16 protein-coding genes and 1 riboswitch are annotated in these 20993 nt (G+C 69.9%); of the genes, 6 read left to right on the top strand and 10 right to left on the bottom strand.

From position 1 onward, the window contains the following. Window positions 1-39 precede the first annotated feature (39 nt). The 8 genes from rseP to ACF3M1_RS11435 all read right to left on the bottom strand — a co-directional run bounded on the left by rseP (window position 40) and on the right by ACF3M1_RS11435 (window position 8961). On the bottom strand, window positions 40-1404 hold the full coding sequence (gene rseP, locus ACF3M1_RS11470; protein ID WP_394000755.1) for an RIP metalloprotease RseP: 1365 nt from the start codon (window positions 1402-1404) through the stop codon (window positions 40-42). A gap of 9 nt (window positions 1405-1413) precedes the next feature. Then, the gene (gene dxr, locus ACF3M1_RS11465) at window positions 1414-2592 is read right to left on the bottom strand and encodes a 1-deoxy-D-xylulose-5-phosphate reductoisomerase (protein WP_394000753.1); all 1179 of its coding nucleotides are present in this window, start codon (window positions 2590-2592) and stop codon (window positions 1414-1416) included. A 61-nt stretch (window positions 2593-2653) separates the two neighbouring features. Then, window positions 2654-3493 (bottom strand): phosphatidate cytidylyltransferase, encoded by an 840-nt coding sequence (locus ACF3M1_RS11460; protein ID WP_394000751.1) that lies wholly within the window; start codon window positions 3491-3493, stop codon window positions 2654-2656. Next, entirely contained in the window at window positions 3490-4206 is a 717-nt protein-coding gene (gene uppS / locus ACF3M1_RS11455) for a polyprenyl diphosphate synthase (RefSeq protein WP_394005251.1), read from the bottom strand. Before uppS ends, ACF3M1_RS11460 begins: the two co-directional genes overlap by 4 nt. Before the next feature lie 162 nt (window positions 4207-4368). Beyond that, window positions 4369-4926, bottom strand: coding sequence for a ribosome recycling factor (gene frr / locus ACF3M1_RS11450; RefSeq protein WP_394000749.1), 558 nt, complete (start codon window positions 4924-4926; stop codon window positions 4369-4371). Between the two features lie 106 nt (window positions 4927-5032). Further along, complete coding sequence (pyrH, locus tag ACF3M1_RS11445; RefSeq protein ID WP_394000747.1) at window positions 5033-5758, bottom strand: UMP kinase; 726 nt, start codon at window positions 5756-5758, stop codon at window positions 5033-5035. Between the two features lie 566 nt (window positions 5759-6324). After that, window positions 6325-8463 carry a catalase gene (locus ACF3M1_RS11440; RefSeq protein WP_394000745.1) on the bottom strand — a complete coding sequence of 713 codons (2139 nt, stop codon included), beginning with the start codon at window positions 8461-8463 and terminating at the stop codon, window positions 6325-6327. A gap of 210 nt (window positions 8464-8673) precedes the next feature. Next, window positions 8674-8961: a hypothetical protein gene (locus ACF3M1_RS11435; protein ID WP_394000744.1), complete on the bottom strand. Its 288-nt coding sequence runs from the start codon at window positions 8959-8961 to the stop codon at window positions 8674-8676. A 277-nt stretch (window positions 8962-9238) separates the two neighbouring features. Here ACF3M1_RS11435 and ACF3M1_RS11430 point away from each other — a divergent pair, with 277 nt between their 5' ends. The 6 genes from ACF3M1_RS11430 to ACF3M1_RS11405 all read left to right on the top strand — a co-directional run bounded on the left by ACF3M1_RS11430 (window position 9239) and on the right by ACF3M1_RS11405 (window position 15577). Beyond that, window positions 9239-12151 (top strand): EAL domain-containing protein, encoded by a 2913-nt coding sequence (locus ACF3M1_RS11430; RefSeq protein WP_394000742.1) that lies wholly within the window; start codon window positions 9239-9241, stop codon window positions 12149-12151. A gap of 122 nt (window positions 12152-12273) precedes the next feature. After that, entirely contained in the window at window positions 12274-13248 is a 975-nt protein-coding gene (locus ACF3M1_RS11425) for an acyl-CoA dehydrogenase (protein ID WP_394000740.1), read from the top strand. Further along, window positions 13245-14003 (top strand): PIG-L deacetylase family protein, encoded by a 759-nt coding sequence (locus ACF3M1_RS11420; RefSeq protein ID WP_394000738.1) that lies wholly within the window; start codon window positions 13245-13247, stop codon window positions 14001-14003. The genes ACF3M1_RS11425 and ACF3M1_RS11420 overlap by 4 nt, the downstream gene beginning before the upstream one ends. Further along, window positions 14000-14608, top strand: coding sequence for a class I SAM-dependent methyltransferase (locus ACF3M1_RS11415; protein WP_394000736.1), 609 nt, complete (start codon window positions 14000-14002; stop codon window positions 14606-14608). Before ACF3M1_RS11420 ends, ACF3M1_RS11415 begins: the two co-directional genes overlap by 4 nt. After that, window positions 14605-15321, top strand: coding sequence for a glycosyltransferase (locus tag ACF3M1_RS11410; protein ID WP_394000734.1), 717 nt, complete (start codon window positions 14605-14607; stop codon window positions 15319-15321). Before ACF3M1_RS11415 ends, ACF3M1_RS11410 begins: the two co-directional genes overlap by 4 nt. Further along, complete coding sequence (locus ACF3M1_RS11405) at window positions 15311-15577, top strand: hypothetical protein (RefSeq protein WP_394000732.1); 267 nt, start codon at window positions 15311-15313, stop codon at window positions 15575-15577. Before ACF3M1_RS11410 ends, ACF3M1_RS11405 begins: the two co-directional genes overlap by 11 nt. 27 nt (window positions 15578-15604) lie before the next feature. Here ACF3M1_RS11405 and ACF3M1_RS11400 read toward each other — a convergent pair whose 3' ends face one another. Together ACF3M1_RS11400 and gcvP are read right to left on the bottom strand one after the other, a co-directional pair. Further along, on the bottom strand, window positions 15605-17668 hold the full coding sequence (locus ACF3M1_RS11400; RefSeq protein ID WP_394000731.1) for a putative bifunctional diguanylate cyclase/phosphodiesterase: 2064 nt from the start codon (window positions 17666-17668) through the stop codon (window positions 15605-15607). Between the two features lie 205 nt (window positions 17669-17873). Continuing rightward, window positions 17874-20762: an aminomethyl-transferring glycine dehydrogenase gene (gene gcvP, locus ACF3M1_RS11395; protein WP_394000729.1), complete on the bottom strand. Its 2889-nt coding sequence runs from the start codon at window positions 20760-20762 to the stop codon at window positions 17874-17876. An 88-nt stretch (window positions 20763-20850) separates the two neighbouring features. Further along, a riboswitch (glycine riboswitch) is annotated at window positions 20851-20956 on the bottom strand. Between the last annotated feature and the right edge of the window lie 37 nt (window positions 20957-20993).

The following is a 20993-nucleotide window of genomic DNA, read 5'->3' as shown; positions in this document are numbered from 1 at the left end:
CGGCGCGGTGCGGCGCGGGAATCCGGGTCGGTAGCAGGCCTAGCGCACCAGTTGCAGGATGTCGTTGTAGAACGCCAGGCCCATCAGGCTGGCCAGCAGCGCCAGTCCCACGTATTGCCCGGCTGCCATCGCGCGCTCACTCACGGGGCTGCCTTTGACCAACTCGATAAGGTAATACAACAGGTGTCCCCCATCCAGCAGCGGAATGGGGAGGAGGTTCAGGATCGCCAGGCTCAGCGACAGCAGGGCGAGGATCGTCAGGTACCAGGCGGCGCCCTGCTGGGCGTAGGTATTGGCGGCCCGCGCGATCGTGATCGGGCCGGCGACGGTGTTCTCGATCGCGACGCGACCGGTGAACGCCCGGCCGATCATGCCCACCAGTTGTCCCGTCAGATGCCCGACCTCGCGCACCGCGACCGGCAGCGCCTCGACCGGGCCGTGACGCTGCATCGCGTCCTTGGCCGGCAGCGGGATATTGCGCGGCGGCGCGATGCCGAGCGCCCAGTAGGGGCCGCTGCCGTCCGGGCGTTCAACCTGCCGGGGCGTGATCTCGAGTGCCAGGCGCTCGCCTGTGCGCTCGACCTCGATCATCGCCGGACCGCCCTGATCGCCCAGCACCTGGACCAGCGGGCCGATGTCGTCGAAGGCGCGGACCGGGCGGCCGTCGACGGCCGTGACCCGGTCGCCCTCGGCCAGCACGCCCCAGGCGGCACTGTCGGGCTCGACCCGGCCGATCACTGGCGGCAGCAGGAAATGGCGCGGCAGCACGCCGATCGCCTGGGCGATCCGGCGCTGGTCGAAATCGTCGGGCAGCTGCGACAGCCGCAGGTCGCGGACCGCCTGCCGCGATTGCGCATCGACCACGTCGACGCGCACATCGCGATGGTCCAGCGCTGCCGGCAACAGGGCGAGCTGGACTTCGTTCCAGGTCGGGGTGGCCCGGTCACCGACAGCGGTGACGAGATCGCCCGATTGCAGGCCGGAGCTCTCGGCGATGCCGGTCGCCTGGCCGATCACCGGCGCATAGTCCGGGCGGCCGATGACGAACATCGCCCACAGCAGGGCCACGCACAGCACGAGATTGGCGATCGGCCCGGCCGCGACGATCGCGATGCGCTTCCACACCGAGGCGCGGTTGAACGCCTGCGCGGCGTCGGCCGGCGGTACGGGGCCTTCGCGCTCGTCGAGCATCTTGACGTAGCCGCCGAGCGGGATCATCGCGACCTGGTAGACGGTGCCGTCCCGGCCGCGCCGCGACCACAGCGGGCGGCCGAAGCCGACCGAAAACCGCAGCACCCGGACCCCGCAGCGGCGTGCCACCCAGTAGTGGCCAAACTCGTGGAAGGTCACGAGCACGCCCAGGCTGACGATCAGCCACCAGACCGAGCCGAAGAAATCAGACATCGCGCACGCTCAGCCCACCGTTCCGGAGTCGATCGCCTGTCCGGCGATGCGTCGCGCCTGCGCATCGGCATCGCGCAGCACGTCCAGCGAATCGGCGGAGGTGGCAGGGAGCGTGGCGAGCACGTGCTCGACCAGCGCAGGGATGGCTAGAAAACGGAGGTGTCCCTGAAGAAAGGCTGAAACGGCCACTTCGTTGGCCGCGTTCAGGACCGCCGGCGCGGTGCCTCCGGCCACCAATGCCGCGCGGGCGAGGGCCAGACAGGGAAATGCGTCGGTGTCCGGCGCCTCGAAATCGAGCCGGCCGTGCTGCAGCAGGTCCAGGCCGGCAACGCCGGAGGCGATGCGCCCAGGGCTGCCGAGGCCGACCGCCAGCGCGGTGCGCATGTCGGGCAATCCCAGCTGGGCGAGGGTGGAACCGTCGATGAACTCCACGAGGGAGTGCACCAGGCTCTGCGGGTGGACCAGCACGTCCAGGCGGTCGGACGGCATCGCGAACAGGTGGTGGGCCTCGATCAGTTCGAGCCCCTTGTTCATCAGCGTGGCCGAGTCGACCGAGATCTTCGGCCCCATCGACCACTTGGGATGGGCGACCGCCTCGGCAGGCGTCACGTCGGCCAGCTGGCCCCGGCTGCGGCCGCGGAACGGGCCGCCCGAGGCCGTCAGCACGATGCGCGCGACCCCACGGCAGTCGCCATCGGGGGGCAGGCACTGGTGGATCGCGTTGTGCTCGCTGTCGATCGGCACGATGGTCGCGCCGGCCTCGCGGGCGGCCTGCATCATCAGCGCGCCGGCCAGCACCAGCGATTCCTTGTTGGCCAGCAGCACGCGTTTGCCGGCGCGCAGCGCGGCCAGCGTCGAATCCAGGCCGGCGGCGCCGACGATCGCGGCGACCACGGTGTCGCAGGTGGCCGCGTCCGCGGCCAGCGTGTCCAGTGCGTCCATGCCGGCATGCGCGACCGTCGCCAGGCCGGCGGCGCGCAGGCCGTCGCGCAGCCGGGGCAGGGCGTCCGGATCGGCGATGACCGCATGGTCGGGCCGATGCGCGATGCACAGCGCGACCAGCGCGTCGGTGTTGCGGCCGGCGGCCAGCACGCTGGCGCGCATGCGCTCAGGATGGCGCGCGATCACGTCGAGCGCGGACGTCCCGATCGAGCCGGTCGCGCCCAGAACGGCGACGGTGCGGATCATGCGGCCGGGCCCGGCCGCGCGATGGGGGCGTCGTAGACGCGGACTGCGGGCATGGCGGTGCTCAGAAGCCGAACCAGATCTGGCCGAACGCGAAGACCGGCAGTGCGGCGAGCACGCTGTCGATCCGGTCGAGCACGCCGCCGTGGCCGGGGATCAGTGTGCCGGAGTCCTTGGCGCCCGCGTGGCGCTTGAGCAGGCTTTCGAACAGGTCGCCGACGACCGACGCGAGCACCGTCAACAACGCGACCAGGGCCACCAGAGGCAGCTGCGCGACGCTGGCGCCTGCCAGCGGCGCGAACGCCACGGCCACCACCACGCCCGCCACCATGCCCCCGATCAGGCCTTCGACGGTCTTGTTCGGACTGATCCGCGGTGCGAGCTTGCGTCGGCCGAACCGGCGCCCGGCGAAATACGCGCCGGTGTCGGTGGCCCAGACGATCGCCAGCGCCAGCAGCAGCCAGCGGTTGCCGAAGGCGCCGTCCTCGTTGGCGTGGATCACGCACAGCGCGGCCCAGGCCGGAATCACCGCCAGCGTGCCGGCCAGCAACTTGATGACGCGCGAGCGCGCATCGTGTGCGGCGGCGAAGGTGTAGCGGCGCAGCCACAGCGTGGCCGCGAGCCACCAGACGACGCCGATCATCGCGAGCATCTTCAGCAGCACCAGCGAGCCGCCACCGGTGGCCGAGGCCCAGACGATCGCGACCATCAGCAGCAGATTCAGCACCAGCAGCGCGGTGCGCGCCAGGGTGTCGTCGATGCCCGACAGCCGCAGCCATTCCCACAGCGCGGCCAGGAACACGATGGCCGAGACGGCGGCCATCCACGGGGTGTTGAGCAGCAGCACCGCCGCGATCGCGGTCGGGGCCATCAGCAGTGCGGCGAGGATGCGGGTGCGCGTCATGCGGTGGTCTCCAGGGGTGGACCGTCGCCGGCCGCGATCTGCGCACTGGTGAGTCCGAAACGGCGCTCGCGCGACGCATAGACCGCCAGGGCGCGTTCCAGTTCCTCGACGCCCAGCTCGGGCCACAGCGTGTCGGTGAACCACAATTCGGTGTAGGCCAGCTGCCACAGCAGGAAATTGCTGATCCGCAGATCTCCGCCAGTGCGGATGAAGAGATCCGGCTCCGGCAGATCGGCCAGGGCGACGCGCGCGCCGAGGGCGGCCTCGTCGATGTCCTCGACCCGCAGCCGGCCGGCCGCGACATCGGCAGCGAGTGCGCGCGCGGCGGTCGTGATGTCCTGACGTCCGCCATAGCTGGCCGCGACGTTGAGCGTCAACGCAGTATTGCCGGCGGTCAGCGCCTCGGCCGCCGCCATGCGCTGCCGCAGCCTGTCGCCGAACCGCTCGCGCTCGCCGATGAAGCGCAGGCGCACGCCGCGCCGGTGCAGCTCACCGACCTCGCGATCGAGCGCACCGAGAAACAGCTTCATCAACGCCCCGACCTCGTCCTCCGGCCGGCCCCAGTTCTCGCTTGAAAACGCGAACAGGGTCAGCGCGTCGATGCCGCGTTCGAGGCAGAAATCGATGCACAGGTTGACGGTGCGGGCGCCGGCGCGATGGCCGATCACCCGTGGCCGTCGCCGCCGCGCCGCCCAGCGGCCGTTGCCGTCCATGATGATCGCCACGTGCCTGGGCACATGCCGGGGACCCGGGAGTCGGGATTCGGGATTCGCAAGGGCGGAATCCTGCGGGTGGGCGGCATCAGTCAATGGCGTGGTTCTCTTGCTCCGGCTCGCGCACGATCCCGAATTCCCAGTCCCGAATCCCGGCGCCCATCAGACCGCCATCAGTTCCTGTTCCTTGGCCTTGACCACGTCGTCGACGTCCTTGATCGCGGCGTCGGTGATCTTCTGGATCTCGTCCTCGGTGCGGCGCTCGTCGTCCTCGGAAATGAGCTTTTCCTTGAGGAGTTCCTTGATCTGCTGGTTGGCGTCGCGACGGATGTTGCGGATCGCGACCTTCGAATCCTCGCCTTCGCCGTGGACGACCTTGGACAGCTCGCGGCGGCGCTCTTCGGTGAGCGCGGGCAGGTTCAGGCGGATCGTGGTGCCGGCGGTGTTCGGGGTCAGACCGAGATCGGAGGCGAGGATCGCCTTCTCGACCGCACCGACCATCTGCTTTTCCCACGGCGTGATCGTCAGCGAACGCGCATCGCTGACGGCGACGCTGGCGACCTGGCTCAGCGGCATGTCGGAGCCGTAGTAGTTGACCTTCAGGTGTTCCACCAGGGCGGTGGACGCGCGCCCGGTGCGCACCTTGACCAGCGTGTGCTTGAGCGCCTCGACGCTCTTGGCCATGCGCGTCTGGGTGTCTTTCTTGATGTCGTTGAGCATGATCGGGCCCGGTCCGTGTGCAGAATCGGCCGATTATAAGCGGCCCCGGCCGGTGACGGGGCCGGGGTCTGCGCTGCAGCGCGGCATCGACGCCGCGCGTACGACCTCAGTTGCGGCCCTGGACCAGCGTGCCGATGGCCTCTCCGCGCAGGATGCGCAGCAGCACGCCGGGCTGGCTCATGTCGAAGATCCGCAGCGGCAGATCGGAATCGCGGGCCAGCGCGAACGCCGCCGTGTCCATGACTTCCAGGCCCTGGCTCAGCACCTCGTCGTAGGTCAGACGCTCGTAACGCTTGGCGTCGGGCACCTTCTTCGGATCGGCGTCGTAGACGCCGTCGACCTTGGTCGCCTTGAGCAAGAGGTCGGCGCCGATCTCGATGCCACGCAGCGCCGCGCCCGAGTCGGTGGTGAAGAACGGGCTGCCGACACCGGCGGCGAAGATCGCGATGCGACCCTTCTCGAGGTGCCGGATCGCGCGCCGGCGGATGTAGTCCTCGCAGACATCGTTGATCTTGATCGCGCTCATCACCCGCGCGCGCGCGCCGCGCTTCTCCAGCGCGTCCTGCATCGCGAGGGCGTTGATGACCGTCGCCAGCATGCCCATCTGGTCGCCGGTCACGCGGTCCATGCCGGCGGCGGCCAGGCCGGCGCCGCGGAAGATGTTGCCGCCGCCGATGACCAGGCCGACCTCGGCCCCGGCCTTCTGCGCCTCGATCACCTCGTCGGCGAGGCGACCGATGACCTTCGGATCGATACCGTAGTCCTCGTCCCCCATCAACGCTTCGCCGGACAGTTTGAGCAGGACGCGGCGGTAGGCGAGGGGTGCGGTCATGGCGGAACTCCGAGGGGCGGGGGCGCGTGGATTCTAGAAGATCGCCGTCGGCCTTGCTCGACATGCGCGCGTGGGGCGCGCGGCAGAATGCGCAGGGCGCTGCATGGAGGGGTGTGCCCGATCGGGCAATTCGTGCCCTGTTGAACGCGTGTCGCACGCGGTGTGGACAGGCGCATACCAATAGCCAGGCCCGCTGCCACGGCAAACGGGCCGGCGGAGGTGCGCAGCACGGCAACGCGATCAGAGGCAGACGTCATGCGCTATAGGGGCTCGACCCTGGACGGGAGGCGAGCTGACAGTCGATGGCTCGGAAGCGGCGTCGGCAGCGCGACGCGTTCGGGATCGACAAGACCGGCACCGGCTCGCGAACCAGCGCCTTCGACGGCACTTCGATGGCGCCCCGTGATGCACGGGCCGCGCCTCGACATGTCGGGTAAACGTTGAGGAGGCGACGACAGCGACCGGACGCACTCTGGGACGCCGGGAGCCGTGGCATGCCGCTGTGCGCCGATGGCGACACGCAGCGGACCGGCGACGGCAACGTGCCGCCGCCGGTGTTGCCGGAGTCAGGCCAGCATGCGCAGCTTCGGCTCGCGGCTCCACTGGCGGGTCTTCGCCGCTTCGATGAAGCCCTTCGTGTCCACTGCGTCCACGGTGCCGGCATCCTTGCCCACCGCGCCGGCCTTCAACAGCGCCTGACCACCGGCATCGGCCGCGATCGCCTTCAGATGGCCCCAGGCATCGCGGGCGAAATCGACCGCCGCGGCCTCTTTCGCCAACTGCTTGCCGGCATCGGCCGACAGCACGATCGCCACCGCATCGAATACCAGCGACGGCGTACCGGCGAGCTGGCCGTCCGCCGCCTGCTTCTTGCCATCCGACAGCGTGGCACCGCCGACCTTGGGCGCCACCAGCTTCACCGTGGCACCGGCCGCTTCGGCCGCCTTGCGCAGGCTCTGGATCGTCTTCGCGTCGGACCCGTCGTGGAACAGGATGCCGATCGCGCGGCCCTGCAGCGTCGGCTTCATCCGGTCGATGATGCGAAGCGCCGGCGACAGCGGCATGTCCTGCGGTGCGATCCGGGTATCGGGTGCATCGGGCAATGCGTCGAGGCCGAGGCCGTCGGCGACGCGCTGTGCCAGCGATTCGTCGACGTGGCGCAGCTGACCGACCACGGCCTCGCGGATGTAGACGGTCTCGACCTTCGACAGCTCGAACACCAGGGCCGAGGCCATGTGGGCCTGCTCGGGCTTCGACTGGCTGCGGAAGAACAGGCGCGCTTGCGAGTAGTGGTCGGCAAAACTCTCGGCCCGTACGCGCCCCTTGACGCCATCGTCGGGCGCCGTGGCGTGGCTGCGATAGCCCTGTTCGCGACTCGCGCGCGGGCTGTCGGCCTCAAGCGAACTCGGCTCGTACGCGACCCGGCCCTTGGGCACGGCCATCTGCATGTGGCCGTCGCGCTGATGATTGGCGAACGGGCACTTCGGCGCATTGATCGGAAGCTGGTGGAAATTCGGACCGCCGAGGCGGCTGAGCTGGGTGTCGAGATAGGAGAACAGCCGGCCCTGCAGCAGCGGATCGTTGCTGAAGTCGATGCCGGGCACGATATTCGCCGGGCAATAGGCCACCTGTTCGGTCTCGGCGAAGAAATTGTCCGGCCAGCGGTCGAGCACCATGCGTCCGACGATGCGCAGCGGCACCAGTTCCTCGGGGATCAGCTTGGTCGCGTCGAGGTGGTCGAATGGAAACGCGTCGGCTTCCTCTTCGGTGAACAACTGCACGCCCAGTTCCCACTCGGGAAAATCACCGGCCTGGATCGCCTCGAACAGGTCACGGCGATGGAAGTCGTTGTCGGCGTGCTGCAGCTTCAGCGCCTCGTCCCACACCGTCGACTGGATGCCGAGCTTCGGCCGCCAGTGGAACTTCACGAACGTGCTGCGGCCCTCTGCATCGAGCAGGCGGAAGCTGTGCACGCCGAAGCCTTCCATCGTGCGCAGCGAGCGCGGAATCGTGCGGTCGCTCATCGCCCACATGATCATGTGCATGCTCTCGGGCATCAGCGACACGAAATCCCAGAAGGTGTCGTGCGCGCTGGCGGCTTGGGGAAAGCCGCGATCGGGTTCCATCTTCACCGCGTGGATCAGATCGGGAAACTTCAGCGCGTCCTGGATGAAGAACACCGGGATGTTGTTGCCCACCAGATCCCAGTTGCCCTGCTTGGTGTAGAACTTGACCGAAAAACCGCGCACGTCGCGCGGCGTATCGACCGAGCCCGCACCGCCGGCGACGGTGGAGAAACGGGTGAACACGGGCGTCTTTTCGCCGACTTCGGTGAGGATTTTCGCGGTCGTGTAGTCGGCCAGCGAATCCGTCAGCTCGAAGTAGCCGTGCGCCGCGGAGCCGCGCGCATGCACGATGCGCTCGGGAATGCGCTCGTGATCGAAGTGGGTGATCTTCTCGCGCAGGATGAAGTCTTCCAGAAGGGTCGGCCCGCGCGGCGTCGCGCGCAGCGAGTTCTGGTTGTCGGCGACCGGAATGCCCTGCGCGGTGGTCAGGACGGGATGCCCGTCACCTGCCTGCTGCTGGACTTCGTCGCCGTCGCCGCGCGGCAGGTCGCCGGATGCGCCGGTGCCGGACGGGGAATTGGCGGCCGCCTTGCCACGCGTGGCGGGCTTGGGCGGCGTGGAACGGGGACGTGATGACATGGGGGAGCGCTCCTGGGGCGGGCAGTGCATGCGGGGGCATGCGGGCTGGCGAATCCGCGATCCTCGGGTGGATGCCGTGAACGCATCGTTCCGGTTTCATGCGGATGCAGTGGAATTCGTGCAGGACGGGTCGGGCGTGCGGCGTCGGAACACGATCGGCGCGCCGGATGTCGACGGCCTCGTGACGCGCGACAGCGCGGCGCGATCGCGTCAGTTCGGGCCTCTGGTGTCTGGATCGGCGTCTGCATCGGCCTCGCCGGAGGGGGCTGCCGGATCGTCACTGGACGCCGGCACCGCCTGCACAGTGCCATCGGGATTCACGCGGCGCACAAAGGCCGGGCCCGCGATCAGCGCCGCGTCATTGCCTTCGGCCGAGGCGTTGTCGTCCTTGGCGTAATCCGCGCCGCGCGAGCTGATGCGGTCCTGTTCGGCCACGTGGTCGGCCTGGCGGGGCTGGTCGGGATTGGTCGCCGATCGGGGTTCATTCTTGGATGTCATGGGCCTATCCTCGGACATGTGTCGAGCCACCCTGGACCGGGGAACGGCCATGGGGCGTGAACTAGGCGGACGGCGGTCGTCGAATCCCGCACGGCGATGGCCATGCACCACGCGGCGTAGTGCACGCGAGGACCGCTGCAGGGTGTGGTGCGCACCGGTTCTTCACGGTTCACGCCCGGGCGATGCGCGAGGGTGAGCGGGTGTTCGAAGGGGGCCTAGGATGGGCAGACAGCTGGCACGTCAATGGAGGCAGCGCCGCCTGGCGTCGGCACGCGCGATGCGACGCGTGGGCATCGGCCTGGGTCTCGTCATCACCGCCGGGCTGGCGGTGCTGGTCGGCCTGGATCGTCAGGCCCGGCTCGCCGCGGCCGAGCGGCAGAGCCTAGCGCTGGCCACAGGTGTCGACCGCTTGCTGCAGGTTGAACTGCGCAATATCGAACGTGCCCTGCGCGGCATCCTGGCCGATATCGACGCCGATGCGGACCTACCGCGCGAGGTGGCCGTACGCCGCCGTGCGAAGTCACTGGCAGGGGTCACGTCGCGACACGAGGAACTGGCGCGTATCGATTACTACCCGCCCGCGGGTGGTGAAGACGCTGCGCCGGGGCCTCCGACCTGGCTCGCCAAGGGCGCGGCGTCATCGTCGCTGCGCATCGGTCCGCTCCTCTCTGATGACAGTGGCGATTGGCAGTTACCTCTCGCGATCACATCGCCGGAAGGAGGCGCGGTCGTTGCCCGGTTCCGGGTGCAGGAGTTCGCCAACATCATCGACGGGCTCGACACGGGCGTCGACGGCAGCGTCGCGATCTACGACGCTGACGGCACCGTGATCACCCGTTACGGCCGCACCGGCGCCCACGTCGGCCGGCAGGTCGTATTTCCCGAAGGGCTGGATGCCCGCAGGCGCTTCAGCGTCACGGTAGTGAGCCCGCTCGACCAGATCGAGCGCACCGCGACCTTCACTGCCACAAGCGGCTATCCGCTCGTGGTCAGCAGCGGGATCGGCGTGCGCGAGGCGATGCGCCCGTGGTGGGTCTTCGTGATCTGCGCGCTGGTGCTGTCTGCGGTCTACTGGACCGTGTTCGCGTTCGTGGTGCGCCGGCTCCGCGCCGACGAACGTGCGCGCGACGCGATGCTGGAGGAGATCGCAACCCAGGGCGAATGGCTGCAGCAGGCGCAGCTGGCCTCGGGCACGGGCGTGTGGCGCATCGAGCGCGGCCACAGCGAAGTGCGCGCATCACCGGAACTCGCGGCGCTCTACGCGCTCGAAGCCTGTGACGGACGCATAGAACTCGATGCGTTCTTCGAACGTATGCACCCGGATGACGCGGATCTGGCGCGCGCGACGTTCTCCGCGGCGCAGGAACAGGGCGGCACGCTGCTTCACGAGTACCGCGTGATCCTTACCGACGGACGGGTGCGCTGGCTCAAGGCCCAGGGGGCGGCGGTCGGCACGGGCGCGCAAGCCGCGATGACCGGCACCGTCAGCGACATCACCAACGAACGCGACGCCCAGGCGCGCATCGAGCGCGCCGAATCCCAGTTCCGCCAGCTCTTCGAACGCAACCCCTTGCCATCGTGGGTGTACGACACCGGGTCGCTGCGCATGCTCGCCGTCAACGAGGCCGCGCTCGAGGCCTACGGCTATTCCCGGGACGCGTTTCTCGCGCTCGCGGTCACTGACCTGGTGCCCGCGCCAGCCCGTGCGGAAACACCCGATCTCGCCGCTCATTGTGTCGGGCGCCGCGAGCGCCTGTGGACGGTGCTCGCGCAGGATGGGCGGCGGATCGAGGTGCGCGTGCATGCGCGCGACATCGAACTGCAGCAGCGTCCTGCGCGCCTGATGCTCGCCGAGGACGTCGGTGCACGCCTGGCCTACGAACGTGATCTCGCGTGGCGTGCGAGCCATGACCCCACCACCGGCATGCTGACCTTGCCCGCTCTGTCCGAGCTGCTCGGCGCCGAGTGCGGAGGGGACGCAGACGCCGAATTCGCGGTTGCGTGTGTGTCGCTGCGCGATCTCGAATTGATCGCGCCCACGCTGGGCCGGCAGGCCAGCGAAATGGTGCTGCGCGAGGCTGCCGCGCGCATCTCACGGGTCGCGGCGCAGTTCGGTCATGCCGCCTATGCGCCGGCGGAGACGTTCGTCGTCGTCGCGCTGGATCCGCAGCAGCTCGATGCCATGGTGCAGGCGCTCACCGCGGCCATCGACACACCGGTCCAGGTCGACGGCGCCACGTTCGCGCTGGAAGCCTGGATCGGTGTGGCTCGCGGCAGTTGCAAGGCGGGCACCGCCGAGGCGGTGGTCGCACACGCGGCGCTGGCCGCACTGCGCGCGCGTCGGGAGCGCGCCCGTGTGATCGCCTACGATCCCGGCCTGTCGGCGCAGGCGGCCGAGCGGCTCGCCCTGGTGCGACGCCTGCGCGACGCGGTCGAAGACGGCGGGTTCGAGCTGGTCTACCAGCCCATCCACCGGCTGGCGGATGCGCGCGTGGTCGCGGTGGAGGCCCTGATCCGCTGGCCGCAGGGTGACGGCACGACCGTCTCGCCGGCCGACTTCATCCCGCTGGCCGAGGAATCCGGCCTCATCGTGCCGATCGGGGCCTGGGTGCTGGAGGAGGCCGCGCGCGCGTGGCGACGCTTCGCGGAGGCCGGGCGGGCCGACATCGCGGTCGCGGTGAATGTCTCGGCGCTGCAGTTCGATGCCGGCATCACCCACGAGACGATGCGCACGTTGCGCGCGACGCATGGCTTGCCGCGCAGTGCGCTGCATCTCGAGCTGACCGAGAGCGTGTTGCTGCGCACCCCGGACGCAGCGCGCGCGCTGATGATGCAGTTGCGCGAGGAGGGGCTCTGCCTGTCGATCGACGACTTCGGGACGGGCTTCTCCAGCATGGCCTATCTGCGCGATCTGCCGATCGACCACCTGAAGATCGACCGGGCATTCGTGCGCGACGTGGAGTGCGACCCGCGCAGTGCGGCGATCTGCCGGACCATGATCGCGCTGGGGCACGGGCTCGGGCTGCAGGTGATCGCCGAAGGCGTCGAGACGCCCGAGCAGCTGGCGTGGCTGCGCGCCCAGGGCTGCGATCAGGCCCAGGGCTTCCACCTCGGGCGTCCCGAAGCGCTCGACAGCCTGCTCCGCCGCGTCCCGCCGGCACGCGCCACCGCGGACGCGACCGGGGTCTGAATCTTCTGCCCGACGCCGCACCGCGGCGCGGCGCACGGCTCGCACCGCCTTCATCGGGTGCTTTCCATAGTCGCGCCATGTCGCTTTCCGCATCTGTGCCGCGAGTCGCCGCGCCTCCCGTCGTGCCCGCCGCCTTCGCGCCCGATCCGGTCGCGGCACTCGGCGCGGCTGCGCGCCAGGCTTGCCTGCGGCGGCCCGAACTGCCGTTGCCGGGCCATGGCGCAACGCGCGAGCGCTGGCAGTTGCTCGCGGCGATCGCGGCTGCCGATGTCTGCCTGGCCAAGGTGATGGAGGCGCATTACGACGCCCGCGCGATCCTGGCCGAACTCGGCGCGTCACCACCGGATGACGCGCGCCTGCTGGCCGTCTGGGCCGCCGAGCCGCCCGATGCGCGGCTGGAATTCACGGCGCGCGACGACGGTACGGCAACCGTATCCGGCACGAAGGCCTGGTGCTCGGGTGCCGCGCTGGTCGACGCGGCCCTGGTCACCGCGCATGCGAACGGCGAGCGCGTGCTGGTGCTGGTGGAAATGCAGCAGCCCGGTGTCGTGGCGCTCGACGGCGACTGGCATGCGGTCGGCATGGCGCGGGTGCACAGCGGGCGCGTGGTCTTCGAACGCGGGCGTGCGGTGCAGGTAGGCGCGCCGGGTGCCTATCTCGCACGCCCGGGTTTCTGGCACGGCGGCGCCGGCATCGCCGCGTGCTGGTTCGGTGCGGCCGCGGCCATCGCCGAGACGCTTCGGACCCACGGCAGCGTCGCGCGGAACCCGCATGCGGCTGCCCACCTCGGCGCGATCGACATCGCGCTGCATGCGGCCGCCGCGCTGCTGCGTGACACCGCCGCCGCCATCGATGCGCGACCGCAAGCGCCGCATGTGGACGCGGTGATGCGCGTGCGTTCGCTGCTCGAGCGCACCGCGACCGACGTGATCGACCGGGTCGGGCGCGCGCTCGGGCCCGGGCCACTGTGCGCCGATCACGACCACGCGACGCGGTGTGCCGATCTGGCGACGTTCATCCGCCAGAGTCATGCCGAACGCGACTGGGCCGACATCGGCATCGCGGCCGCCGCGCGGCCCACGGGCTGGGCGCTGTGACGTCGACCGGCGAGACCGTGCCGCGCATCCGCGGCGACGGGCAGGCCGAATCCGCGTGGCGCAGCTCGTCCTGGCTCGGCGCTCTGCCGCGCCGGGACGCGCGCGACGCGCTGCGCAGCGTGTCCCGACTGGTGGTGGTCTCGCCGCATCCGGACGACGAGACCCTCGGCTGTGGGGGCCTGATCGCCGAGGCCGCCGCGCTCGGCGTCCCGGTAGAGGTGATCTCGGTGACCGATGGCGAAGCCTGCTACGCGGATGATCCTGCGTGGCCGTCCGACCGCGCGCGCGCGGTGCGCCGTCGCGAACTGCAGCGTGCGCTGACGACACTCGGCGTCGCGCCGGCGGCCCTGACGATCCTCGACGTCGGCGATGGCCGGGTCGGCGAACGTGAAACAGAGTTGGCGGTGGTGCTCGCGCCCCTGCTCGCCGCGGACGATGTGGTCCTCGTGACCTGGCGTTTCGACGGCCATCCCGATCACGAAGCCACGGGCCGTGCGACGCGGGCCGCGGCGTCATCGGTGGGTGCGCGCGTCATGGAATATCCGGTATGGGCCTGGCACTGGCTTGACCCCGAGCAGGGCGATCCGCGGATGCAGGGCGCGGTCGCATGGCAGCTGTCGGCCTCTGCGCGCGCGGCCAAGCGCGTGGCGCTGGAGGCGTTCGAATCGCAGCTCGCGCGCGACGGTGGCGCGCCGATCCTCCCGGACCACGTGATGGCGCGCTTCGGGCGTGATTTCGAGGTGTTGCTGCCATGAGCGCGGCATCCGCGACCACGCTGCCGGCGTACTTCGAGGCGATCTACGCCGAGGACGATCCGTTCGGCTATCGCAGCCGCTGGTACGAGGCGCGCAAGCGTGCGCTGCTGCTCGCCGCGCTGCCGCAGGCACGCGTGGGCACGGCCTGGGAACTGGGCTGTTCCAACGGCGAGCTCACCGCCGCGCTGGCGCCGCGTTGCGAGCGGCTGCTCGCCACCGATCTCGATGCGCGCGCGGTCGCACTCGCGCAAGCGCGCACCGCGTCGTTGCAGCACGTGCGCGTCGAGTGCATGCAGCACCCCGCGCAATGGCCGGACGGCCGCTTCGACCTCGTCGTCTTCAGCGAGGTCGGCTACTACTTCGATGTCGGGGATCTGGACCTGACGGCGCGCCGCCTGCGCGACACGCTGTCGGCGGACGGGGTGCTGGTCGCCTGCCACTGGCGGCACGCGTTCGACGCGGCGCCGCTGTGCGGCGGACAGGTGCATGCGACGCTTGCCCGCACGTTCGGCCGCGGCCTGTTCCTGTACGAGGACGCCGACCTTCGGCTCGAGGCCTGGTCGATGCAGGACCGCTCGGTCGCCCAGCGCGAGGCGCTGCGGTGATCGGCGTGGTCGTGCCGGCGCACGACGAGGCGGCGAGTATCGCGCAGTGCCTCGCGGCGATCGGTCTGGCGGCGGCGTGTCCGGCGCTGCGCGGGGAACCGGTGCGCGTGTTCGTCGCGGACGACCGGTGCAGCGACCGTACGGCGGAGATCGCCCTGGCCTGCGGCGCGACCGTGGTCGTGGCCGACGGCGGCAACGTCGGCAGCGCACGCGCCGCCGGCATGCGCGCGGCGATTGCGACGGGCGCCGACTGGCTCGCCAGCACCGATGCCGACTCCATCGTGCCCGGCGACTGGCTGTCGGCGCAGCGTCGGAGCGGCGCCGATGCGTTCTGCGGCATGGTCGCGGTGGTCGACTGGCTCGATTTCGCGCCCGACGTGCAGCACGCCCACGCGCGCGCGCACGCCCTGCGCGACGGTCATCCGCACGTCCACGGCGCCAATCTCGGCGTGGCGACGGCGGCTTATCTCGGGTGCGGCGGCTTCCGGCCGCTGTCGGCGCACGAGGATGTCGCGCTGGTCCGCGACCTCGAAGCGATCGGCGCCCGGATCGCGCGGCCTGCGGCGCCCGTGGTGCTCACCAGCGCACGGCGCAGCGCACGTGCGCAGGGCGGATTCGCCGATTACCTGCTCACGCTCGAGGCCCGCCTGCGTGCAGTGGCGTCGGCGCCGTCTGCCATCGACGGGGTGAACGGGGTGGCGCATGGGGCCTGAGGTGGTGGGCTGGAGCGCGTCGGCGATTCTGCTGGCGACGCTGGTGCGGCAGATCGTCACCCAGATGCGCGACGACAGCGCACGCGGCGTCTCGTCCTGGCTGTTCCTCGGCCAGATCGCGGCCTCGACCGGCTTCGTGACCTACAGCGCGCTGGTCGGCGATTGGGTGTTCATCGTCACCAACGTCTGCATTCTGGCGACGGCGGTGGTCGGCCAGATCGTCACCTGGCGCAAGCGGCGGCGCGCGCGCTCCTGACGCGGCGATGCGCCGGCGACCACGGCGTCAGAAGCGTGCAGCGGCTTCACTGGCGGCGGCCGGTCGGCCCAGGTGATAGCCCTGCAGCGAGGTGCAGCCCAGTTCGGTCAGCAGCTTCTGCTGCGATTCGGTCTCCACGCCCTCGGCGATCACCGAGAGGTTCAGCGTGCGGCCGAGCGCGATGATCGCCGAGACGATCGCGGCATCCTCGCCGCCGGGGATCAGGTCGCGCACGAAGGCGCGGTCGATCTTCAGCTCGCTGGCCGGCAGGCGCTTGAGGTACAGCAGGCTCGAATACCCAGTGCCGAAATCGTCGATGGAAATGCGCACGCCGAGCGACGACAGGCGCTGCAGGATCGCCAGGCTGGTGTCGGGGTCGTGCATCGCGGTGGACTCGGTGATCTCCAGCACCAGCGACGACGGCGGCACGCCGTAACGGGCCAGCGCATCCTCGATCTTGGCCGGCAACCCCGGCGAGCGGAACTGGGTCGGCGACAGGTTCACCGATACCGAGGGCACCGTGTGGCCGGCCTCGCGCCAGGCCATCAGCTGGCGGCAGGCTTCGTTGATCACCCAGCGCCCGATCTCGATGATCAGGCCGGTTTTCTCGGCCAGCGGGATGAAGCGGTCCGGCATCACCGTGCCGTGTTCCGGGTGGTGCCAGCGCAGCAGGGCCTCGACGCCTTCGAGCGGACCGGCAGGCGCGATCATCTTGGGCTGGTAGTGCAGCGAGAACTGGTCGAGCGACAACGCCCGGCGCAGGTCCTGGATCATCGCCAGCTGCTGGTGTGCGCCCTGGTTCATCGACGGCTCGAAGAAACAGTAGGCGTTGCGCCCCTGGTCCTTGGCCGAGTACATCGCCGCATCCGCATTGGCCAGCAGCTCGCGCTCGCTGGTGCCGTCTGGCCCGAAGATGGCGATGCCGATGCTGGTGGTGACGTGCAGTTCGATGCGGTCGAGCGCGACCGGTTGCGCGACCGATTCCATGATGCGCTCGGCCAGCGAGGCGGCGTCGTCGGGCTCGGCGATCTCCATCAGCACCACGAATTCGTCGCCGCCCAGCCGTGCCAGGGTGTCGTCGGCCTCGCCGTCCAGCGCTTCGGACAGGCGCCGCGCGATCTGCAGCAGCAGGCGGTCGCCGGTGGCGTGACCGTAGACGTCGTTGATGGCCTTGAAGCCGTCGAGGTCGACGAACAGCACCGCGAACCGACGCCCGTGACGCACCGCACGCCGGATCGCGTTCTCCATCCGGTCGCGCAGCAACAGGCGGTTCGGCAGCTTGGTCAGGGTGTCGTGCAGGGCGAGGTAGGTCAGCTCCTGGTTCGCCTTCTGCAGCGATTCGCCCAGTTGCGCGGTCCGCTCCTGCAGGCGGCGGTCGAGGATCGAGGTCACCATCGCCAGGCCGAGGATGGCGAACGTGGTCGCGCCGACCAGGCTCGCGAGCCACGTGGACGAAATGCCGCCGGCAATCGCCGCGCCGCAGATGCTGCCTTCGGGAAAGCGCGCAGCGGCCATGCCGGTGTAATGCATGCCGACTACGGCAATGCCCATCACGGCGGCCGCGAGCAGGCGGGCGTAAGGCACGCCGCGTCCTTCACTGCGCAGCGCGAACGCGATCCACAGCGCCGCGCCGGCCGCGGCCACGGCGATGACCACCGACAGCAGCAGCCAGCCCATGTGGTAATCGATGCCCGGCTGCATCTGCATCGCGGCCATGCCGACGTAGTGCATCGCGGCGATGCCGCTGCCGAGGATCAGCGCGCCCACGGCCAGCCGTGCGGCCGGCAGACGCTCGCCGGAAGCCAGGTTCAGCGCGTACGCCGAGCTGCAGATCGCGATCAGCAGCGAGTAGAGGGTGATCGCGAGATCGTAGCCCTGCGGAATCGGCAGCTTGAAGGCCAGCATGCCGACGAAGTGCATCGACCAGATGCCGAAGCCCATCGCGACCGCGCCGCCCGCCAGCCAGCCGTGCGCGACGGCGCCGCGACTCGCGGTGATCCGGCCGGCCATGTCGAGCGCGACATAGGACGCGAACGCCGCGATGAGATACGACACCGCGACCAGGATGACGTTGTAGCTGCCGACGAGCATGGGTGCAGGGCTTCAGAAGGGAGCCCCCGATGAAGCAAGCCACGTGCCAGCATTCAGCGGCTGGCGCCCTGCGCTGGCAGGGCACTCATCCTGAACAGGCGCGGGCAAGGTCGCCCACCCGCGTCCCGGTCGCAGCAGCGCGTCCAAAGCTGACGCGCCGGAATTCCGTCGCCACCGGCGTTACGCGAACGCCGGCGGCGCAGGCTCAGACGACGTCCGGCTCGCTGAAGGCCTCAGGCTCATCCTCGGCCGAACCGACCGGAATGCAGCTGCAGAACACGTTCTTGTCGCCGTGTACGTTGTCGACGCGGGCGACCGGCGGCCAGTACTTGGTGTGACGCAGCGTCGCCAGCGGGAATGCGGCCAGTTCGCGCGGGTAGGCGTGGGTCCACTCGCTGGCGGTGACCTGCATCGCGGTGTGCGGCGCGTGCTTGAGCGGGTTGTCATCGCGATCCAGACGGCCGTCCTCGATCGCGCGGATCTCGTCGCGGATCTGGATCATCGCGTCGATGAAACGGTCGAGTTCGTGCAGCGATTCGCTTTCGGTCGGTTCCACCATCAGCGTGCCCGAGACCGGGAAGCTCAGCGTCGGCGCATGGAAGCCGAAATCGATCAGCCGCTTGGCCACGTCCTCGGCGCTGATGCCGGTGGCGTCCTTGATCGGGCGCAGGTCGAGGATGCACTCGTGCGCGACGAGATCGTTGCGGCCGGTGTAGAGCGTCGGGTAGTGCGGCGCCAGACGCCTGGCCACGTAGTTGGCGTTGAGCAGCGCGACCTGGGTGGCGCGGCGCAGGCCGTCGGCGCCCATCATCGCGATGTACATCCAGCTGATCGGCAGGATCGAGGCCGAACCGAACGTCGCCGCCGAGACCATGCCGACCGCGCCGTCGCCGCCGAGCGCGCGCGGCAGGTAGGGCGCCAGGTGCGACTTCACCGCGCACGGTCCGACACCCGGGCCGCCGCCGCCGTGCGGGATGCAGAAGGTCTTGTGCAGGTTCAGATGGCTGACGTCCGAGCCCCACTTGCCGGGCTTGGCCACGCCGACGAGGGCGTTCATGTTGGCGCCATCGGTGTACACCTGACCGCCGTGCTGGTGGACGATGTCGCAGATCGCGACGACGTCTTCTTCGAACACGCCGTGCGTGGAGGGGTAGGTGATCATCAGCGCGGCCAGGCGATCCGAATACTTCTCGGCCTTGGCGCGGATGTCGTCGATATCGACGTTGCCGTCCTTGTCGCAGCGGGTCACGACCACGGTCATGCCGACCATCTGCGCCGACGCCGGATTGGTGCCGTGCGCGGATTCCGGGATCAGGCAGATGTCGCGATGGCCCTGGCCCTGCGCCTGCTGGTAGGCGCGGATCGCGAGCAGGCCGGCGAACTCGCCCTGCGCGCCGGAGTTGGGCTGGAAGCTCACCGCATCGTAGCCGGTGATCTCGACCAGCATCGCTTCGAGGCCGTCGATCAGCTCGGTGTAGCCCGCGGTCTGGTCGGCCGGCGCCAGCGGATGGATGTTGGCGAACTCGGGCCAGGTGACCGGGATCATCTCGGCGGTCGCGTTGAGCTTCATCGTGCACGAGCCCAACGGGATCATCGTGCGGTCCATCGCCAGGTCGCGATCGGCCAGGGTGCGCATGTAGCGCAGCAGTTCGTGTTCGCTGTGGTGGGTGTTGAACACCGGGTGGGTCATGAACTGCGTGTCGCGCGCGAGCGCCCTCGGCAGTGCATCGGCGGTCGCGGCGTCCAGCGCCTCGATGTCGGCGTCCGCGCCGAACAGCTTCGCCAGCGCAATCACTTCATCGCGGGTCGTGGTCTCGTCGAGGCTGATGCCGACCGACGAGGCATCGATCGCGCGCAGATTGAAGCCCGCATCGCGCGACGTGCCATGCAGCGCATCGGCGTCGACGCCGGTCACGTGCAGGGTGTCGAAGAACGCGTCGCCGACCGACACGCCGGCCTTGCCGAGCGCGGCGGCGAGGATCGATGCGAAGCGGTGCGTGCGGCGGGCGATGCGGGTCAGGCCGTCGGGGCCGTGGTAGACGGCGTACATCGACGCCATTACCGCCAGCAGCACCTGCGCGGTGCAGATGTTCGACGTCGCCTTCTCGCGGCGGATGTGCTGCTCGCGGGTCTGCAGCGTCAGGCGATAGGCCTGGTTGCCGGCCGCGTCGACCGACACGCCGATCAGGCGGCCCGGCATCGAGCGCTTGTAGGCATCGCGGCAGGCCATGAAGCCGGCGTGCGGGCCGCCGAAGCCGAACGGCACGCCGAAGCGCTGCGAGTTGCCGACGACGATGTCGGCGCCCCACTGGCCCGGCGCCTGGATCAGGGTCAGCGCCAGCAGGTCGGTCGCCACCGCGACGACGCCGCCGCGCGCGTGCACGGCTTCGGCGACGGCGGCATGGTCGTCGATGCGGCCGAAGGTGTTCGGGTACTGCAGCAGCACGCCGTAGGTGTCGGCGTCTTTCGCATCGCCAGCGGGGCCGATCAGCAGCTCGATGCCGAGGCCGTCGGCGCGCGTGCGCAGCACGTCGAGCGTCTGCGGGTGCACGTCGTCGGCGACGAAGAACACGTTGGACTTGGATTTTGCCGAACGCTTGGCCAGCGTCATCGCCTCGGCCGCGGCGGTCGCCTCGTCGAGCAGCGAGGCGTTGGCGATGTCCATGCCGGTCAGGTCGGTGACCATGGTCTGGAAGTTGATCAGCGCTTCCATGCGGCCCTGCGAGATCTCCGCCTGGTAGGGTGTGTAGGCCGTGTACCAGGCCGGGTTCTCGAGAATGTTGCGCAGGATGACGTTCGGGGTGTGCGTGCCGTAGTAGCCCTGGCCGATCACGCTGCGCAGCACGGTGTTGCGCTTCGCCACGCCGCGGATCTTCGCCAGCGCGTCGACTTCGGTCATCGCGTCGGGCAAGGCGAGCGGGCTGCGCGAGGCAATGCTGCCGGGCACGATCGCGTCGGTCATCGCATCGAGCGAATCGTGGCCGACCACGTCGAGCATGTGGGCGATCTCGGCGTCGTTCGGGCCGATGTGGCGCTCGACGAAGGCCGAGTGGTGTTCGAGGTCGCGCAGGGTCGAAGCGGTCATGGCGGGCATCCGGAAGGGGCGGGGCGTCAGGACGACCGGCGCAGGTCCATGCCGATCCGCGTCGCGGACGACAGGGCCGAAGACCGCCGGTCTTCCGCGTTGCCCCTCTGTCCTTTTGCCTGAGAGTTTGGAAGCGGTGCGCTTCGTGCCCCTTCGGCGCCGGCTGTGCCCTTCGGGCCTCCGGTCTCTCCAGAGTGTTGCCGCTGCAGCGGTACTGGGCCTGAGCGATTCCGGGCGGTT

The sequence above is a fragment of the Luteimonas sp. WGS1318 genome (assembly GCF_043187535.1).
Taxonomy (GTDB): Bacteria; Pseudomonadota; Gammaproteobacteria; order Xanthomonadales; family Xanthomonadaceae; genus Luteimonas.
Note: the sequence above shows the minus strand (reverse complement) of the source record. Positions and strands in the feature narration are given on the sequence as shown.